The sequence below is a fragment of the Synechocystis sp. FACHB-908 genome (genome assembly GCF_014698595.1).
GTDB lineage: Bacteria > Cyanobacteriota > Cyanobacteriia > Cyanobacteriales > Microcystaceae > Synechocystis.
Map to the genome: position 1 here is coordinate 210,192 of NZ_JACJTH010000011.1, position 18,614 is coordinate 228,805.

Sequence of the window (18,614 nt, forward strand, 5' to 3'; positions counted from 1 at the left end):
ATGTTAACGTAAATAAACTGACATTTACTGCTATTTACCATTGGGAGAAACTCATCATGAAAGCTGAACTAACTGCAATTATTGAAGCCGCTGAGGATGGGGGATATTGGGCTATTTGTCCAGAAATTCCTGGAGCTAATGGTCAAGGTGACACTATAGCAGAAGCAAAAGCTAGCTTGAAAAGTGCCATACAACTTATTGTTGAAGATCGCCTGGAAGATATTCGTCGAGGTTTACCTGAAGAGGCCATTGAAGAAACGATTCTAATTCCATGAAGCGTAAGGATTTAGAGAAAAAGTTGCGGCAGGCTGGTTGTTGTTTAAAGCAAGAAGGTGGCTCCCACTCTCTTTGGATTAATCCTACAACTGGAATTGTTGAAGCTGTGCCTCGACATACAGAAATCAAGGAGTTTTTAGCTCAAAAAATCCTTAAAAGTCTAGACGCAAAGTAGTCTTTTTGTTTCCACTGAATGACGCTGACGGTTAATCCCGTAAACTGGTCTGAAAATTTGGTAGCCTAGCAAAGCTGGGGGTTCACATTTTGGTGTGCATTGCCCCTTGGTTTTGTCAAATTTTTCGATGGTGTTATGGAAGTAGACGGTATTTGGTTGCGGTTAATCTGGTTGGACTATCGCTTAGCGGTCATCGTTTCTGTGTTTATCCCCTTGGTGCTGATCATTTGGTCGGCATTTAAGCGGGTGGATGCCATCAATCGCTTGCTAATTATCTATTGGCGCGTGGCCAGCCTGTTGGTGGTAACGGTTTATCTCCTGATTCCCGGCTGGTCATTGGCTTTCTTCACTGGTTTTGCCGCCCGTTGTCTAATTCCCATTAGTTTATGGTTTTGGGTGGACCTCAATGATGAAATCAAAGATTTACCCCCTTCTCCTTTGAAATTGGCCACCACCACTTGGCGATGGGCCATCACTATTTTTTCCTGCTTTGCCATCTTGGTAAATATTCCTTTCCTCTCCTGTGGGCTGAATGGCATTGGTGGGGCAGAAAGTTTCTGTCAGGTTTGGCTCCAGCCCCCTCTCCATTACAAGGCTTGGTTCCACGCTAATTCCAACACCGGATTTCTCGGCTTTTTGGGCATTGTGGGCCTAGTGGCCTATGTGATGTATTTCCTCTCTTTCCTGATTTTTCGTTTGGGTCGTCAAGGGCGATCGGCTCTGGATCATTAAAGCCATTCCCCCAGGTTCAAGCCGTAAATATTTTTAAATACTTTCCCCTGCGCTTTGCTGTTTGCCCCCCAAAGTTGCCCTGTCCGAAAAATAACTAAAGTATCTGCATCGTCAACGTCTAACCCATGGTTATTTCCCCAAGCCTTTCTGCCCTCCACACCCTGGCCCACAATGCTCGTCAAGCGGCCCTCCATCTGGGTAGTTTAAACACCGCCGAACGTAATCAGGCGATCGCCGCCATAGCTGATGGTTTAACGGCCGCTATGCCAGAAATTTTGGCTGCCAACCAGGAAGATTGTGCGGCTGCGGAAGCCATGGGCATTGCCAAACCCCTTTATAACCGTCTGTTGTTGGGGGAAAGTAAGCTCAAAAGCACCATTGCGGGGGTGAAGGATGTGGAGCATTTACCCGATCCCTTGGGCCAAGTTACCCTCCACCGCCAATTGGACGAGGGTTTAGTGTTAAAGCGGGTTGGTTGTCCCCTAGGGGTTTTGGGGGTGATTTTTGAAGCGCGTCCGGAGGCCCTAATCCAAATTAGTAGTTTGGCGATCAAATCCGGCAACGCCGTAATTCTCAAAGGGGGTCGAGAGGCTACCCGCTCCTGTCAAGTTTTGACTGAAGTGATTCAAACGGCCTTGGCGAAAACCGTTGTGAGTCCTGAAGCGATCAACCTACTCACCACCAGGGAGGAAATTCGGGAATTATTGGGTCTGAACCAGTATGTGGATTTGATTATTCCCCGGGGTTCCAACGAATTTGTCCAATACATTCAACAAAACACCCAAATTCCTGTGTTGGGCCACGCCGATGGTATTTGTCATCTTTATCTGGATGCTCAAGCTGATCTTAGTAAGGCTATCCCCATCACAGTGGATGCCAAAACCCAATATCCCGCCGCCTGCAATGCCATTGAAACTCTTTTAGTCCACCAGGCGATCGCCGCTGAATTTTTACCACCCTTGGCCCAGGCATTGGGGGAAAAAGGGGTTAGTTTGCGGGGAGATAGTGGAACTCAAAAATTAATTGACTGTGAACCCGCCACCGAAGCAGATTGGTGCACCGAGTATAGTGATCTAATCCTCTCCATCAAAATTGTTGATTCCCTCGAAGCGGCGATCGACCATATTAACCAGTACGGTTCTAAGCACACCGATGGCATTATTAGCGAAGATTTAACCGCCGCAGAGCAGTTTTGTCAGCGGGTGGACTCCGCCGGGGTTTACCACAATTGCAGTACCCGCTTTGCCGATGGTTTCCGTTATGGTTTTGGCGCAGAGGTGGGCATCAGTACCCAGAAAATGCCGCCCCGGGGGCCAGTGGGTTTGGAGGGTTTGGTCACCTATAAGTACCAATTGTGGGGCCATGGTCACATTGCCGCCACCTATACTGGCCAGGGAGCAAAAGCTTTTACTCACCTTGATCTTTAAGCGCTCTTAATTGCCCCAATCCCATCCCATTGGGAGGAATAATTAGCAAAGGTTGACGGGACGTTTGAACATTCTGGATGGCTATGTTATCCTTTCCCCCATTCTTGGCTAATTGGATCGTCCCCATGCTACAAATTTCCGACCTGAATGTGTATTACGGAGAAAGTCATATTTTACGTAATGTAGACATGTCCATTGCTCCGGGACAGATGGTATGTTTGATCGGGCGCAATGGGGTTGGTAAAACTACTCTCCTTAAAACCATTATGGGACTGCTTTCCCCCCGCAGTGGTTACGTAGTATATGGCGATCGCCAGTTGAATTCCGTGCCGACGGATAAACGGGCCCGTTTAGGTATTGGCTATGTGCCCCAGGGGCGGGAAATTATTCCCCGCTTGACAGTGCAGGAAAATTTACTGCTGGGACTGGAAGCCTGTGCCGATAAAAGTCAACGGCAAAAAGGCATTCCCGATGAAATTTTCGAGCTTTTCCCTGTGCTCAAAACCATGCTTTCTCGCTGGGGAGGGGACTTGAGTGGTGGTCAGCAACAACAATTGGCGATCGCCAGAGCTTTGATGGGCCAGCCGAAACTATTGCTGTTGGATGAACCCACGGAGGGCATTCAACCATCCATCATTCTAGAAATTGAAGCAGCGGTAAAACGGATTATTGCCGCCACAGGTATTTCCGTCCTTTTGGTGGAACAGCATTTGCACTTTGTCCGCCAGGCTGATCGTTACTACGCCATGCAAAAAGGGGGCATTGTGGCATCCGGGGAAACCCAAACTTTGAGCCAGGAGGTTATCCAAAAATTTTTGGCAGTATAGAGAAGCATCACGTTGAATCTCTAGGGTCTAATTCCCCGCTAGTTGCAGTGGGGAGCCTTCATTCTAAGCTTTTTTAGATTTTCAAATAAATAATGATATGGCATGATAGAGAATATTGGGTAATGAGCTTTTGGAAAGATGCCTACACACTGTCACTGTCCTCAATGTGGTTATGGAAATGTCGTCAAAAATGGCTTTGTCGAGGGTAAGCATTGATATCACCATGGCAATATTTGCCAAATTCAGGGTCAATGGCAGCATAGAACTACTACGCAACTGGCGCCTCTCATTACTTTCTTGAAACTCTCAAACTTTTCAAACACTTTCTGAAATTCTTCCAACAACAACGACAAGGGATAGAGGACGAGATCGCCCATCAATCATCAAAATAAAACCGCCGATCGCCTTGGACAAATCAAACCGGCAGGAGTTAATTGCTCTAAATATTGAGCATGGACTATGCCAGGGATAATTGTGCCCCCAAGACCCTGGGGAAAGCTGGGAAAGTCATTATGCTGAGGGACAATGGCATAGCCCGAAATTATAGGTTTTTAACTATTACTGCACAATGTCCAGGGCAACATTACCCACGCCGCTGCTATGGATACCGATCGCCCTGGCCGCTCCGGCGGAAAGATCAATTACCCGTCCCCCAGTAAAGGGCCCCCGGTCATTAATACGCACCACCACAGACTGGCCGTTGCGAAGATTGGTCACCTTCACCCTAGTACCGAAGGGCAAAGTTCGATGGGCCGCCGTTAGAGCGTTTTGGTTAAAACGTTCACCGTTGGCTGTGCGTCGGCCATGGAATCCAGGACCATACCAGGAAGCAATACCCCCCTTGATCCTTTTAATGGTTGCGGCAGCATCAAAGGTGTTGACCCGGGCCACCTGCAGAGCTGCTGGTAAAGCCACAATGGGTTCTGCTCCCCCCAACAAACGGCGCAGACGGTTAGCGGTTTGCAGAGCAGTTTCCGGGGCGGAGAGTTTTTTTTCTGGTAAAACAGTATTTTTGTTGATAGTCAGCAGAATTTCGTCTTCAGATTTGACCACCAGTTGGCGGGTAGTGGCATCTAGACCCACTTTGATGGTGCTTGGGTCAAAGAACTCAGCCCCGCTCAGTTCGTCCAGGCGACGGGCAACGGTCTGGGCCCGCTCCATGGTGTCGGTGACTTGGTCATTGCTCAGAGCAGCCAACTCAGTGGCGGTGCCCAAAAAGGTGACCACGGGAATTTGGTTCACCCGCAGGGTAACAGCTAAACGATTTTCCGGCCCTTGGTGGGGAACTAAAGAAATTAGTTCGGTGTCTTGGAAAGCAGGTGCCGGGGTAGAAGAAGTGGCGGTAACGGAAGATTCTAAGGGAGCTAGAGAAGAATTATTCTCTGAAACAGCTGTCGGAGCATCTGCTTGGGTGATGGCATTTAAGGCCAACAATCCAGAAGGGCAGTTACCCCACACCAGGGTTGTCAAACTCGCTGTGCCAATAACACCGGCGATCGAGCGACAAACGTTAATTCCTTTCATAGACTTAGAGGTAAAGGTCAAGGACTGCAAACCCCGATTGAATCAGAGGTCGGTGGTGAAAACTCAGGCAAATAGATTGGTGAGTCCCAGGCAGTCCCACTCATCCACGCATAGTACAAAAAGGCGGACAAGATTTTCGCTATGGGCTTCCACAAACTACCACGTAAATTGGGGGTTAGGCCCCAGAAAATCTTATTAGAGAGATAAACAAAGTTTATTAAGGTCTGTAAAAGCTTGCATTACAAGGTGTAAAGAATTTGTTCCGTTTCCAAAAAGCAGTGGGACAATTTGGATAGTGGTGGGTGATCAACAGCAGATCAAATCTTTTGTGAACATATCAACTCAATGTTTTGGGAGGAAACCGACCATGTTCTGGAAGCTCAGACAAGTATCCCGTTTCTGGTTTTGTTACTTGAATCAACCTATTTTTAGTCGAGAGTCAAAATCCACATGGCGATTGAGCCATTTTTGGTCCATGTATCAGATCTCCCTGCTGGAATCCTGTTGGCAAAAAAGTCCCATCAAGGAAACTTCCCTCTGATGGCGGTATGCTTAGCCAGTCTTGGCAAAGGGTCGGGAGAGTTGGTGGTTGACCAAAGAATTTGATTGTGGGTCACCGCAATTATTAGTCTTACCCCCCAGACCCCAAGCAGTTACCTTACCAAAGAGGGCAGGGAGTTATGCTACGATCCTTGGCCAATAGCCCCAGTGGTTGACTTGGTGATGATTTTTGTTAGGAAAACCAATCTATGACCCCATCAGATTATCAGGATCAGGAAGTTAAAACCCCCAAAGTGGAGGTGGTAGATTCCTACGATACGGGAGACGATGGCATCACTGATGCAGCCCGTAGATATTGGTTGCAGTTCCAACAATGGTTTGATAATTTGCCCCTCCCCGCCAAAGGCGCTGTGGCGATCGCCGTTTTGTTTGTTGCTTTTTCGGTGCTGACCCAGGTGCTGAAGTTTGTGGCTTCCCTGGTCACTTTGGCTATTTTGCTCGTCATTCTCTACGGAGTTTATCGGGTCTTTCTGCGCCAGGATAAGGGTAATTGAACTTTGTCTAATTGCAGAATTTGTTTAGCTTCCCTCCACCCTGAAATTTGCTAGGAGTTGGGATGGGGTTCTTGCTGTACCTGTTTTTGATAACTGAACAAGGGCAAAAGTTTTCCTAGGGGTCGACCTTACTAGGGATGATTGGCCATGGCTGAGCCTAGGGCTGTCCTCAAACAGGGCAATCGGAATAGGGACAAGGATTCTGTCGGGCTGGGGAACAGGCTAAGATTTGTTAGTATCTCCTCTGCTCTGAACCCAATGACCTTTTCCTCCATACTCCGCCATCTGCAAACCTTACCGTTGAGCAAAGACCTGCGGGAAAAATTGCAAAAGCGGGGCCATGTGCAACTCAGTGGCCTACCCCGGTTACCCAAAGGCCTAATCGTTTCCAGTTTGGCCCAGTCCCTGGAGAAAAATCTTTTGGTCATCACTGCCACGTTGGAGGAAGCGGGGCGCTGGACAGCCCAGTTGGAACTGATGGGTTGGCAAACCGTTAATTTTTACCCCACTTCTGAAGCTTCCCCCTATGACCCTGGGCGACTAGAGTCGGAAATGGTTTGGGGACAAATGCAGGTGTTGGCAGAATTAATCCAGGGCCATCAGGTTAAGGGCAAGGCGATCGTCGCTACAGAAAAGGCCCTACAGCCCCATTTACCCCCGGTGGCAACCTTACGGGAATACTGTTTGGCCCTACGACGCGGTCAGGAGATGGATAGCAAAAGTCTGGAGCTTACCCTAGCGAGGTTGGGCTACGAGCGTGGCAGTACGGTGGAAACAGAGGGGCAATGGAGTCGGCGGGGGGATATTGTTGATATTTTCCCAGTGTCGGCGGAGCTACCGGTGCGGCTGGAATGGTTTGGTGATGAGTTGGAAAAAATCCGGGAGTTTGATCCTGCTAGCCAGCGTTCCTTGGATGACTTAACTGGTTTGGTGCTGACCCCCACCAGTTTTGATCAGGTGATCGAACCGGCGTTAAATGCCCAGGCCATTGATCTCTCTGCTTGGGGAGAAGATGCGGAAACGGAGCAATTATTCGGCAAAGAGGGATTACAGCGATTTTTGGGTCTCGCCTTTACTGAACCGGCTTGTTTATTAGATTATTTACCGACAGAAACAGTCTGTGTACTGGATGAACCAGAGCAATGTGCGGCCCACAGTGAACGGTGGTTTGAGGCGGTGGCCCAGGATTGGTCAGCTTTGCAGTTACCGAATTTACCCCAATTACATCGAAATTTTTCGGCCCTTGGCGATCGCCTAAAAACAGATTTTCAATACATTACCCTGTCAGAAATCCACGAAGCGAATGGGGATAGTTTAGATATTTCAGCTCGACCCATCCCCACCATGCCCCACCAGTTTGCTAAGTTGGCAGAAATTTTACGGGGGAAACGGGAAATTTATAGCGGTTTGACGTTGGGACAATACAGCACTTGGTTGATTTCAGCCCAGCCCAGTCGTACTGTTTCTTTGTTGCAGGAACATGATTGTGCGGTGCAATTTATTGCCAATCCGAGGGATTATCCTGCCATTGAAAAAAGTCAGATTCAACGGACAGCGGTGACGTTAAAGTATTCAGGATTAGCGGAATTAGAAGGGTTTATCTTACCGACCTTTCGTTTAGTTTTAGTCACGGATCGAGAATTATTTGGTCAGCATGCTTTAGCTACACCGGAATATGTGCGGAAACGGCGACGGGCTACGTCTAAACAAGTTGACATTAATAAACTTTCCCCTGGGGATTATGTAGTCCACAAAAGTCATGGCATTGGCAAATTTTTGAAGTTGGATGCGTTGGCTAATCGGGAATATTTAATGATCCAATATGCCGACGGCATTTTGCGGGTGCCCGCCGATAGTTTGGACAGTTTATCCCGCTTTCGCCATACGGGAACTAGACCTCCCGAACTGCATAAAATGGGCGGTAAAGTGTGGGAAGCCACCAAAAATAAAGTCCGCAAAGCAGTTAAAAAATTGGCCGTTGATTTGCTCAATCTTTATGCTAAGCGGGCAAAACAGGTGGGTTATGCCTATCCGCCGGATAGTCCCTGGCAACAGGAATTGGAAGATTCTTTCCCCTACCAACCCACCCCCGATCAACTAAAAGCAGTACAGGATGTGAAAAGGGATTTGGAAGGAGATCGCCCGATGGATAGATTAGTGTGTGGGGATGTGGGCTTTGGCAAAACAGAAGTGGCGGTGCGGGCCATTTTTAAGGCCGTGACCAGTGGCAATAAACAGGTGGCTTTACTAGCTCCCACCACGGTGTTAACCCAACAGCATTACCACACCCTTAAAGAAAGATTTGCTCCCTATCCCATCACCATTGGTTTACTGAATCGTTTTCGCACTGCTTCGGAGAAAAAGGAGATTTTAGCCAAGTTAAAAAGTGGTGAATTAGATATTGTGGTAGGTACCCAACAGGTATTAGGTACATCGGTAAAATTTAAAGATTTAGGACTTTTAGTTATTGACGAAGAACAGCGCTTTGGTGTTAACCAAAAGGAAAAAATTAAGACCCTGAAAACGGAAGTAGATGTATTAACCCTAACGGCAACTCCCATTCCCCGTACCCTTTATATGTCCCTTTCCGGCATTCGGGAAATGAGTCTGATTACCACACCGCCACCTTCCCGTCGCCCCATTAAAACCCATTTATCTCCCTACAATCCCGAAGTAATTCGCACCGCCATTCGTAACGAGCTAGACCGGGGTGGGCAGGTTTTTTATGTCGTGCCTCGCATTGAAGGTATTGAGGAATTGGGAGGACAACTGCGACAAATGGTGCCCAGTGCTCGCATTGCCATTGGTCATGGTCAAATGGAGGAATCTGAGTTGGAAAGTACTATGTTAGCTTTCAATGATGGTGAGGCGGACATTTTAGTTTGTACTACTATCATCGAAGCTGGTTTGGATATTCCCAGGGTAAACACAATTATTGTTGAAGATGCCCAAAAATTTGGCTTGGCCCAACTTTATCAACTGCGGGGTCGGGTAGGGCGATCGGGTATTCAAGCCCATGCTTGGTTGCTCTATCCTAACCAAAAACAGTTAACGGAAAAAGCTAGATTAAGACTGCGGGCATTGCAAGAATTCAGCCAACTTGGTTCCGGTTATCAACTGGCCACTAGGGATATGGAAATTCGGGGCGTAGGTAATCTTTTGGGTGCAGAACAATCGGGGCAAATGGAGGCGATCGGTTATGAGTTTTATATGGAGATGTTGCAAGATGCCATTAAAGAAATCCAGGGTCAGGAAATTCCCAAAGTGGAAGATACCCAAATAGATTTACCTCTCACTGCCTTTATTCCCAGCGACTACATTCCCGATTTAGAAGAAAAAATGGCCGCCTATCGTCGCATTACTAGCATTGAATCCACTGATGAGTTGCCGAAAATTGCCTTGGATTGGGGCGATCGGTATGGTATGTTACCAAGTCCGGTGGAGGAATTATTTAAAGTGGTTAAGCTCAAGCATTTAGCCAAATCCTTAGGCTTTTCTCGCATTAAAGTGGAGGGTAAACAAAATCTTGTCTTGGAAACGCCCATGGAGGAACCCGCTTGGAAATTATTAGCGGAAAATTTACCCAATCATCTCCAGTCCCGCTTTGTTTACAGTGCCAAAAAAGTGGTGGTGCGGGGTTTAGGAGTGTTGGCCCCAGCTAAGCAAATGGATAATTTAATTGACTGGTTTGGCAAGATGCAAGGGGCTTTACCAGAAACAAAAATGGAAACTTTAGTGGGTAAATAGCCTCTGGTAAAATGTTAAAAATTTGACGTGAATGACGTAAGAACGTGTTTAAAAAGTTTTATTCCGCCCCCTAAATTCCCCAATAATGGGGGACTTTCACTCAGTATTCCTCCTAATTTGAGGGGCCAGAGGGGCTTTTAAAACAGGCTCTAAAAACTGTTGAATATTTTTCTATCTCTATAATTTCTACAAAGGGTGGTTGTTAGGTTGCAAAACGGATTGATGGGCAAAGTGTATTTAGTTGGAGCGGGGCCTGGGGATCCTGGCTTGATAACTGTTAAGGGTAAAACTTTGTTGGAAAATGCCGAAGCAGTGGTCTATGACGCTTTGGTGAGTACAGCTATTTTAGCTATGGTTAATCCCCAAGCCGAATTGATTGATGCAGGCAAAAGGAGGGGCAGACACACCAAATTACAGTCAGAAACTACACAGTTATTGGCGCAATTAGCTGAAAAACACGCCGTGGTGGTGCGCTTGAAAGGGGGAGATCCATTTATTTTTGGCCGGGGGGGGGAAGAGATGGAAGACCTAGTCAAAGCTGGCATTGAGGTGGAAGTGGTACCGGGCATTACAGCGGGCATTGCTGCCCCTGCCTACGCTCAAATTCCCCTCACCCATCGGGCTTACAGTTCCTCCGTCACCTTTGTCACGGGCCATGAATCGGCGGGAAAATATCGGCCTGAAGTCAATTGGGCGGCGATCGCCAAGGGCTCGGAAACCATTGTGATTTATATGGGGGTGTACAGTTTGGCCACCATTTTGCCCCAGTTAATGCTGGCGGGGTTGGGGGAAGATACTCCCATTGCCCTAATTCGTTGGGGAACCTGTCCAGAACAACAGAAACTAGTTGGCACTTTTGCCACCATTTTGGCCCAGATTGAAGTAGAAAATTTTCAAGCCCCGGCGATCGTGGTCATCGGGGCAGTGGTTAATTATCCGGCTAATCTCCGTCAGCAATTGGCACCTATACTGGGCGGTGTCAATTAAAAATTCTGTGCTACCAAGATGGCTCTTTTAAGGGCTTTATTATGTACCCATCCAGTAAAGCCAGAAAATTGACATTTGCCGGTTACATCTGCAATAAAAATATGCCTAACACCCACAGGATTGACTCACTCTCGCAGGGTAATACCGTCAGAGAATGTATGGCTAATGGTTGCTCTTGGAAAATCTCTTTCGTCAGCCGGTGTCATTCCTTCTACATGCTCAAAATGATCAATTAATCGGGTTATTCTAGAATTCTCAGATGGAATTAGATATGGATGTAATAAAAACGACTTAACTTTTTCACCGATGATTAGATCTATAGGTAGATCTTGATGCTTTACATTGTTCCGTGTAAAAAAATGAGTACCATTTAGCCTGGTTGACTCGATAGGAATAACACCATCACCACCACCATTAACACTTCCGGCAATCACTAAAGTTGGTATCTTTTGTGTGATTTTTTCCGCTAAATATTGACGATTGCGTCCCAACTCTTGAGCAATACCAATCCCCCAACCAAACAGATCTACTGTTCTTGCCAAAGATGCTCCTTGGATTGGTGAACCTATTAAAACCAAGGCATCTAAGCGTTCTAGCCAAGATGGATTTCTAGATAAAACTTCCACCCAAAGAATGCCCCCCATGGAAAAGCCGACCACACTGAAAGTAGATTGAGGAAAATCATTCAGAGTCTCACTTGCAGAGCGTTCCACTACTTCAATGAGGGGATCAAGATTTAAAAAAGTAGTGAGCAGGTTTAAGTTAGGAACAACAACATATGCGTTTTCTGAAGCAACTCTTCCCGCCAAAATTTGCATATTTTGATTGCTTTCACCCATACCATGCTGGAAAAACAGAATTGGTGATTGGCTCATTTTCAGGGAAAGCTGAATAAGTAACAGGTTAGCTTAGTCTTTATAGACCATGCCTTGAATAAATAGGTATTGTCAATTTGGCTGGATGTTACTAGAAAGCTTGGGAAAACTATATTCAAAGTCTTTCCCAAACTATCCAAGGTTTTATTGAGATTTTCTTGAGAAATTAAGTTTTTTAGCCAGACTGGCATTGAAGGTTAATTTAAAGCTCTCCTAATTTGGTTGGGTTTCACTGTAGGCAGGGAAAAGATCCCGGGGGAAATCCTCTGCGGCTAGGCAGGTATTCATCGCTTTTTGGGGAGTGAAATCGGAAACTTCCCGACTCAGGGCCAGCACACATTCCGAATGGCGACCTGGCAGTAAACTTTGGCGACAGCTATTGAGGGCCGCCATGGTGACATCTTCCCCTTCGGGGGAACGGTTCCGTCCCACTACGCCCCGGTCAATATCCACTACACAATTACCCAAATCCACCGGGCGACGCACTTGAAAACAGGATTGCAGAGCCACAATGCCAGTAATGTTGGTGTTACGGCTGATCATGTTGACGCATTGGGACATTTCCTTGGGAATAATCGCCTGGGAGCAACCAGAAGCGGCCGCATCATCACTAACTCCGTTTCTTTTCAGTTCCGTCACACAAACATCAAACTGGTTCCAGTCCCCAGCCACGGCGGCGATCGGGGCAAAAACCATACCGCTGGCCATCAACAGGCCACAACCAATGGGAGCAAAGGGACGACGGAGTTGTTGGAAATAATTTTTAAAGCTATGTTTAGAGCCGTTAGAACCGATAGAGCTAAGCATACGGGTTAACACCAAGACGAAATTGACACCATCACCAGACCACTGGATTGTAGTCAGAGTTGCAGAGAAGATCAAGCCACCGGGGGTCACTCCAGGGGTACAATGCCTGCTAATCTATGGGGAAGTTATTTGCCCTTGTCCCTGCTCCGATTATCCCCCATTCCGAGAGATTAATGTTGACTGATAACCGCTTGGGAGAAGCGACCTTGTCCCCATCTATCCATCCAACGGCCATCATCCATCCCCAAGCCCAGTTACACGCCACAGTTCAGGTGGGGGCTTTTAGTGTGATTGGAGAGAAAGTCACCATTGGAGCTAATACGGTCATTGGTCCCCATGTGGTGGTGGAAGGCCCCACGGAAATTGGTACGGGCAATCGAATTTTTCCCGGTGCAGTGATCGGTTGTGAACCCCAGGATTTGAAATATAAGGGGGGAGAAAGTTGGGTCAAAATCGGCAACGATAACCAAATTCGGGAATACGTCACCATTAACCGGGCTACGGAAGAAGGAGCAGTGACCCGCATCGGCGATCGCAATTTGCTGATGGCCTATGCTCATGTGGCCCACAATTGTGTGATCGAAAACGAAGTAATTATTGCCAACTCCGTAGCTTTGGCAGGGCACATTTATATTGAATCCCAGGCAAGAATCAGCGGCGTTTTAGGAGTGCACCAATTTGTCCACATTGGTCGCTTGGCCATGGTGGGGGGCATGAGTCGCATTGAACGGGATGTGCCTCCTTTTACCATTGTTGAAGGTAATCCTTCTCGGGTGCGTTCTTTAAACTTAATCGGCCTGCAACGTTCCGGTATGTCGGCGGAGGATTTGAGTGCGTTAAAACAAGCTTTTCGGTTAATTTATCGTTCTGACACCCCCTACCAACAGGCCTTGGAAGAATTAGGGCGATCGGCCGCCCATCCCTACGTGCAACATTTCCAATGCTTTTTGCAGAAATCTAGCTACGACCAAGGGCGACGGGGCCCCATCCCCGGCAAAAAATAGGTCAGTGCCATGACCGGCTCCCATTTATTAGTAAATCTTTCTTTTCTGCTGGCCCAACCGACGGGGTTGAGTGTCTATGCCAGTAATGTTTTTCCCCATCTCAAACCCCTCAAGCCAACATTACTAACTTCCCAGTTGGTGGCGGAGTTTCCCTGCCAAACTGTGCCGAATAATCTCACCCCAGCCCAGGGCAGTCGGGGCCATTTTAATCGCTTAGTTTGGACCCAGTTTCAGCTACCAGAACTTTACCGACAATTAAAAGGTTCTTTGCTTTTTTCCCCCATCCCGGAAGCTCCACTTTGGGCCGATTGTCGCACAGTGGTGATGGTGCATGATTTGATTCCCCTCCGGTTTCCCAACTGGAAATCTCCCCTGACTAGCTATTGCAAGTTTTATTTGCCGTTGGTGCTGGGGCAAGCGGAACATATTTTGTGTAATTCCCAAGCCACAGCCGATGATGTGGTGGACTATTTCCAAATTCCCGCCAGTAAAATTACGGCGATCGCCTTGGGCTATGACCGGGAACATTTTCAACCGGGACAGGATAATTTAGCCCCAAGGAAAAAGCCCTACTTTCTCTTTGTGGGCCGCCACGATCCGCACAAAAATGTGGGGCGGCTGATTCAAGCCTTTGCTCGATTTGTGCAAAATACCAACAGCCAAGATATTGAGTTAATTTTGGCCGGTCCTACCGATCGCCGTTACACTCCCAAATTAATGGCCTTGGCGACAGAATTGGGGGTTGGGACAGAGGTACATTGTTTAGACTACGTTAGCTATGACCAACTGCGACAACTTTATCGCCAGGCGATCGCCTTGGTGTTTCCCTCTTTATGGGAAGGATTTGGTTTTCCAGTGCTGGAAGCCATGGCCTGTGGCACGGCGGTAATTACCTCTTCCGTCTCGTCCTTACCAGAAGTGGGAGGAGATGCCGTTCTATTGGTCGATCCCTACAGTATTAAAGAGATTTATCAAGCTATGGAGCAGGTGTGGAAAGATCGCCGGTTGTGTCAGCAGTTACAACAACAGAGCTTAGCCAGAGCAAGGGAATTTTCCTGGGAAAAAACTGGACATTTAACTAGGGAAGTATTGGCAAAGTATCTTTAGATGAGGGCAACCTAATCCCCTGACGAACTGCTACTGGCAATTGGGCGACCGGTTCAGACCAATCTGATTTTAACGGCAAAAAACGTTTCATAACCGATAATGCCACCGACATAGGGGTTAACACCAACACGGATAATTCCATTAACAGAAGGGGAAGTTTATTAATAGAAATTGCGGTAATAGCGTGAGGCCAAAATAGTTTTTGTCTATACTCTCCAAAATAGTGATGCCAAATGCTTGATCAAATACGGCACTCCATACATCGTTCACAACAATAAAACTATTATCGAAGAAAATAAATGGAGGGATTAATTTCAATTAAATGTATCTTTAAAAATTAATTTACCTTTTAAGTAAACCTCCACTGTGTCGTCATTAATTGAGTAAGTATAATCTCCATTTTTCCAGGTCGAAATGCCGGCCTTGCGATTGCGGCCTAATTTAATACATCCTGTCCCGTAAACACAGCCTCGGTAGGTTCCCGCTTCGTAGTCCACGGTATATTCGCCTTTTTGACCATAGTAGGTAATGGGAACGGCGACAGCAACGGTTGCATAAACCACAGAGAAAGTTGCCATCAGCGCCAAATGTAATACCTTCATGGTTTATCCCCCAATGTTTGATCGCAAAATAATTATATCCGCTACTTAAATTTTTCTATCTAGTATTTTAAGATAGTTAACATAAAGTCTTGATTTAAGTTTGGAATTGTCTAAAGTTATTCTGCCTGGGAGATAATCTGGTGTGATGTTGTTTGCGTTTTTCCAGCCCCTCGAATTTCCGGATAACTTCAATCAGACACTGGCGATAAATGTCTATGCGGAAACCATTTGCGGCAGTCAGGCGGTCCTAGAGGTGGCCCGTGGCCAAGCAAGTCAGGCGGCAATGGATGCTTTTAATCGCCATCGACAACTACATCTATTTCCTATGCTGCTCTTGGATACTATCGGAAAAAATACCGAAGCCGAGTTATTAAAAAGTTGGGACGAGTTTTCCCGGCAGGTCTGCCCCGAAAAGTTTGAGTGATTATCTGTGCCAAGGGCAAAGAGTTTCCACTTCGGTCTGAACTGAGCAAAGGATGGTCCATCATCCCCCCCTATGGGGAGAACATTGAGCGTTTTTTTAAAGAGCAGAAAGCTCTCATGATGACTTAAGATCTGTTAAAGTTTGATGCTCAAAATTTTTAGAAAACCATCAGGCGGTTAAAGTTCAAATAATATTTCCCTGGGCAGGCTGTCAGTAGTGCGGATCCCAGCAAAAAGGCGACCTATCTCGGGGATAAATCGCCATTAACTCTAGAAATTTCTTGCAAACTTTGTCTCAACTGGCAGTCAACTCTCTTGTTGACATTCTTTGAGCTTATTCTTGTGGAAACTTACAGGTGGAGATAAGCAGCTTCTGCTTCCAATTGACTAACTAAGGACTGATTGCCGGCGGCCCGTGCCCGCTCTAAACGGTGCTGGAGGTTTTGACGCAGGGTTTCTTTGTGGGCGATCGCCGTTTGAGTCAAAACACGTTTACGATTATTCATTACTTCTACCCTCCGAAAGGCAGTGAAAAACTTACATTTAGATTTACATTCAACATAACATAAAATTATAGGTAATTTCCAGAACGGTATCTATTGTTACTGAAGTTAACAAAAATGTATGGCAGGAATCCGAACGGAAGAGGCATTAGCCTGGGAAAAAGCGGTTTTTCCACCGTGGGCAAAATCTACCCTTAGGAATAGAGATCGCGGTCTAAACTCTTCCCCTGGAAGTCCGGTGCGATAAGAAGTTTCGAGCTTCCCCATTGGTCTTGGTTTTAAATAACTTTTGGTTTGTCCAACTGCCCTGCTGTACTGTCAAGAAATAATGGTTAAATCCATATCCCCCTTCCCCCCAGAGGGTATTGTACTTTTCAAGCGGCCAAGGTTAAGTAGAAATTGTGCTTTTAATTTTTCCAATGTTGAATAAATTTTTTTACCTTTGACCATGGGAAGAAAACATTAGGAGCGTTGTTTGTGCCTCCAAGGAAAAGTATGCGATCGCCATTTAAAAGTGGGTGGTCTTTAGTATCATTGCTATTCGTATTGCTATCGGGCTGTGGTGGTGAAAATCTTTCCTCCCCGGAAATGAACGCCTCTCCCTCGGCAAATCAAGGCACTTTAACGGTGCGAGCCAACGGAGAAGAACGGGCCCGGGAAGGTCTGACCACCAAGGATGGCTGGGTTCTGGACTTTAATCACGTTTATGTTTCCCTGGCGGACATTAATGCTTACCAGGTAGGGTCGGCCTTTGATGCCAGCACGGATGCTTCATTGCCGGAAACCGCCGTGGCGATCGCCATGCCAGGACCTACAGTGGTGGACTTAGCAATGACGGGAAAAGATGCAGAAACGGTTTTAGTGGGGGAAACTCCGGCTCCAGCGGGGAAATTTAACGCTTTATCTTGGCAAATGCCCTTGGCCACAGAAGGCCCAGCCCAAGGTTACTCAATTTTACTGGAGGGAATGGCCACTAAAGATGGTCAGACTATTCCATTCAAACTAGGGGTAAAGAAGGAGTTGGGTTTTGTCTGCGGTGATTTTGTGGGCGATGAACGTAAGGGAATTCTCACCGCTGGCGGCAAGGCAGACTTGGAAGCCACCTTTCATTTAGATCATTTATTTGGGGACGGACAAGAACCCGTCGATAGCGACATTAACCTTAGTGCTTTTGGCTTTGATCCCCTAGCAGCCCTGGCCGGGGAAAAGGGCATTGATCTCAATAGTCAGGACTTGCAAGCTCGATTAGGGGCGGCAGATTATCAAACCTTTTTACAAGTTTTAGCCAACCTTGGCCATGTGGGGGAAGGCCATTGCCGACAAACCAAGGCATTCACCACCATCACTTCCTTCAACCTGTAAATCCGATGAAATTTAACCTAGCTCTATTTTGTTTAGCGGGAGGCATACTTACCCAGACGGTCTCCGTCCTTGCCCACGGAGTTAAAGTGGAACATCATTCGGTGGCGGCGATCGCCGTGGCGGCCCATTATGACTCCGGGCAACCCATGGCCGAAGCCCAAGTATTAGTCTATGCCCCGAATAATTCCACTGAACCTTGGTTAACGGGGGTTACTGACAAAGAGGGCAAATTTATTTTTACTCCAGCAGGCGATCGCCCTGGCAATTGGGAAGTGGCAGTGCGGCAAGGGGGCCACGGAAATATGATCACCATACCTTGGCAACCAGAAACAACAGCGGTTGATAGCACCGATACAGCCAATGCCCTTACTTCTAGTGTCAACCAAGGCACTCCAGAAATTACCGTAGCCTCTGTACCGGATGCCAATGCTGCCCTATCTCCCATTCAACGGGGTATCACTTTAGGGGCCGTAATTTGGGGTTTTGTGGGTACTGCCCTATTTTTCAGCAGAAGCAAAGGTGAGGGCAGGGCCTAGATGCACATTCCCGATGGTCTATTGCCACCCCAGATCGTGGCCGGGGGCTATGCAGTGACGGGGTTAGCCACTTGGTACTGTCTGCGGCAAATTAATCGTCAAGGCCATGCCCAGGAAAATATTCCCAAAGCATCTTTGCTGACCGCAGCTTTTTTTGTTGCTTCCTCTATCTATATTCCCCTGCCGCCGGTGAGTGTCCACCTAATTCTCAACGGTCTGTTGGGGGTAATGCTGGGCTATTTTGCTCTGCCAGCCATTTTAATTGGCCTCTTTTTCCAAGCTTTGATGGTGGGCCATGGGGGGCTGACCACCTTGGGTATTAATGGTGTTTTGATGGGTTTGCCAACGTTGGCGGCCTATCATATTTTTCAACTGCGCCATGGGCTAGAAAAGTTTCTGCCGGAGCGCTGGGCCATGGGCATTGCTGCTTTTTTGGGGGGTAGCAGTGGTTTAGCCTTAACGGTGCTAATTTTCATTGCCCTCACTGTCACCAGTTTACCGACGGGTTTGGATGCCACCGCTGAGCGCCGAGCGATTATGGTGCTGGCGTTGGGCCATGTACCTCTGATTGTGCTAGAAGGCATATTCACTGCCCTGGTGGTTTTGTTTCTGCAACGGACTAAACCGGAATTACTGGAGAGTTAG

General features: G+C 47.2%; 19 protein-coding genes. 14 read left to right on the forward strand and 5 right to left on the reverse strand.

What is annotated here, in order from left to right; genetic code table 11:
• Positions 1–56: 56 nt before the first annotated feature.
• From H6G46_RS04050 to urtE, 5 genes are all read left to right on the forward strand, one after another.
• Positions 57–275: a type II toxin-antitoxin system HicB family antitoxin gene (locus tag H6G46_RS04050; RefSeq protein ID WP_010873628.1), complete on the forward strand. Its 219-nt coding sequence runs from the start codon at positions 57–59 to the stop codon at positions 273–275.
• Complete coding sequence (locus H6G46_RS04055; RefSeq protein ID WP_020862098.1) at positions 272–451, forward strand: type II toxin-antitoxin system HicA family toxin; 180 nt, start codon at positions 272–274, stop codon at positions 449–451. The genes H6G46_RS04050 and H6G46_RS04055 overlap by 4 nt, the downstream gene beginning before the upstream one ends.
• 135 nt (positions 452–586) lie before the next feature.
• Complete coding sequence (locus H6G46_RS04060; protein WP_010873627.1) at positions 587–1,183, forward strand: DUF3177 family protein; 597 nt, start codon at positions 587–589, stop codon at positions 1,181–1,183.
• A gap of 125 nt (positions 1,184–1,308) precedes the next feature.
• The gene (proA, locus tag H6G46_RS04065) at positions 1,309–2,610 is read left to right on the forward strand and encodes a glutamate-5-semialdehyde dehydrogenase (RefSeq protein ID WP_010873626.1); all 1,302 of its coding nucleotides are present in this window, start codon (positions 1,309–1,311) and stop codon (positions 2,608–2,610) included.
• Positions 2,611–2,687: 77 nt separating this feature from the next.
• Positions 2,688–3,437: an urea ABC transporter ATP-binding subunit UrtE gene (gene urtE / locus H6G46_RS04070; protein ID WP_010873625.1), complete on the forward strand. Its 750-nt coding sequence runs from the start codon at positions 2,688–2,690 to the stop codon at positions 3,435–3,437.
• Between the two features lie 558 nt (positions 3,438–3,995).
• Here urtE and H6G46_RS04080 read toward each other — a convergent pair.
• Positions 3,996–4,961 carry a septal ring lytic transglycosylase RlpA family protein gene (locus H6G46_RS04080; protein ID WP_010873624.1) on the reverse strand — a complete coding sequence of 322 codons (966 nt, stop codon included), beginning with the start codon at positions 4,959–4,961 and terminating at the stop codon, positions 3,996–3,998.
• Between the two features lie 749 nt (positions 4,962–5,710).
• Between H6G46_RS04080 and H6G46_RS04085 the strand changes: the two genes are divergently transcribed.
• From H6G46_RS04085 to cobA, 3 genes are all read left to right on the forward strand, one after another.
• Positions 5,711–6,016 carry a hypothetical protein gene (locus H6G46_RS04085; RefSeq protein ID WP_010873623.1) on the forward strand — a complete coding sequence of 102 codons (306 nt, stop codon included), beginning with the start codon at positions 5,711–5,713 and terminating at the stop codon, positions 6,014–6,016.
• Positions 6,017–6,163: 147 nt separating this feature from the next.
• Complete coding sequence (gene mfd, locus H6G46_RS04090; protein WP_010873622.1) at positions 6,164–9,763, forward strand: transcription-repair coupling factor; 3,600 nt, start codon at positions 6,164–6,166, stop codon at positions 9,761–9,763.
• A 195-nt stretch (positions 9,764–9,958) separates the two neighbouring features.
• Complete coding sequence (gene cobA, locus H6G46_RS04095; protein ID WP_010873621.1) at positions 9,959–10,750, forward strand: uroporphyrinogen-III C-methyltransferase; 792 nt, start codon at positions 9,959–9,961, stop codon at positions 10,748–10,750.
• 125 nt (positions 10,751–10,875) lie between these two features.
• On the opposite strand, the gene H6G46_RS04100 is transcribed toward cobA, so the two are convergent.
• The gene (locus H6G46_RS04100; protein ID WP_010873620.1) at positions 10,876–11,625 is read right to left on the reverse strand and encodes an alpha/beta hydrolase; all 750 of its coding nucleotides are present in this window, start codon (positions 11,623–11,625) and stop codon (positions 10,876–10,878) included.
• 213 nt (positions 11,626–11,838) lie between these two features.
• Positions 11,839–12,432 carry a hypothetical protein gene (locus tag H6G46_RS04105; RefSeq protein ID WP_020862103.1) on the reverse strand — a complete coding sequence of 198 codons (594 nt, stop codon included), beginning with the start codon at positions 12,430–12,432 and terminating at the stop codon, positions 11,839–11,841.
• Positions 12,433–12,548: 116 nt separating this feature from the next.
• Here H6G46_RS04105 and lpxA point away from each other — a divergent pair, with 116 nt between their 5' ends.
• Together lpxA and H6G46_RS04115 are read left to right on the forward strand one after the other, a co-directional pair.
• Positions 12,549–13,436 carry an acyl-ACP--UDP-N-acetylglucosamine O-acyltransferase gene (gene lpxA, locus H6G46_RS04110; RefSeq protein ID WP_010873618.1) on the forward strand — a complete coding sequence of 296 codons (888 nt, stop codon included), beginning with the start codon at positions 12,549–12,551 and terminating at the stop codon, positions 13,434–13,436.
• A 9-nt stretch (positions 13,437–13,445) separates the two neighbouring features.
• Positions 13,446–14,543 (forward strand): glycosyltransferase family 1 protein, encoded by a 1,098-nt coding sequence (locus H6G46_RS04115; RefSeq protein ID WP_010873617.1) that lies wholly within the window; start codon positions 13,446–13,448, stop codon positions 14,541–14,543.
• A gap of 314 nt (positions 14,544–14,857) precedes the next feature.
• On the opposite strand, the gene H6G46_RS04120 is transcribed toward H6G46_RS04115, so the two are convergent.
• A complete protein-coding gene (locus H6G46_RS04120) occupies positions 14,858–15,145 on the reverse strand; it encodes a hypothetical protein (RefSeq protein WP_010873616.1) in 288 nt (95 codons plus the stop codon).
• A gap of 145 nt (positions 15,146–15,290) precedes the next feature.
• On the opposite strand from H6G46_RS04120, the gene H6G46_RS04125 reads away from it, so the two are divergent.
• Positions 15,291–15,569 (forward strand): hypothetical protein, encoded by a 279-nt coding sequence (locus H6G46_RS04125; RefSeq protein ID WP_199303419.1) that lies wholly within the window; start codon positions 15,291–15,293, stop codon positions 15,567–15,569.
• 349 nt (positions 15,570–15,918) lie between these two features.
• On the opposite strand, the gene H6G46_RS04130 is transcribed toward H6G46_RS04125, so the two are convergent.
• Entirely contained in the window at positions 15,919–16,074 is a 156-nt protein-coding gene (locus tag H6G46_RS04130) for a hypothetical protein (RefSeq protein ID WP_010873614.1), read from the reverse strand.
• A gap of 474 nt (positions 16,075–16,548) precedes the next feature.
• Here H6G46_RS04130 and H6G46_RS04135 point away from each other — a divergent pair, with 474 nt between their 5' ends.
• Genes H6G46_RS04135 through cbiM form a run of 3 tightly spaced genes read left to right on the forward strand, consistent with a single transcriptional unit; the run spans position 16,549 to position 18,614 of the window.
• Entirely contained in the window at positions 16,549–17,433 is an 885-nt protein-coding gene (locus tag H6G46_RS04135; RefSeq protein WP_010873613.1) for a hypothetical protein, read from the forward strand.
• 5 nt (positions 17,434–17,438) lie between these two features.
• The gene (locus tag H6G46_RS04140) at positions 17,439–17,969 is read left to right on the forward strand and encodes a carboxypeptidase-like regulatory domain-containing protein (RefSeq protein WP_010873612.1); all 531 of its coding nucleotides are present in this window, start codon (positions 17,439–17,441) and stop codon (positions 17,967–17,969) included.
• A complete protein-coding gene (gene cbiM / locus H6G46_RS04145; protein ID WP_010873611.1) occupies positions 17,970–18,614 on the forward strand; it encodes a cobalt transporter CbiM in 645 nt (214 codons plus the stop codon).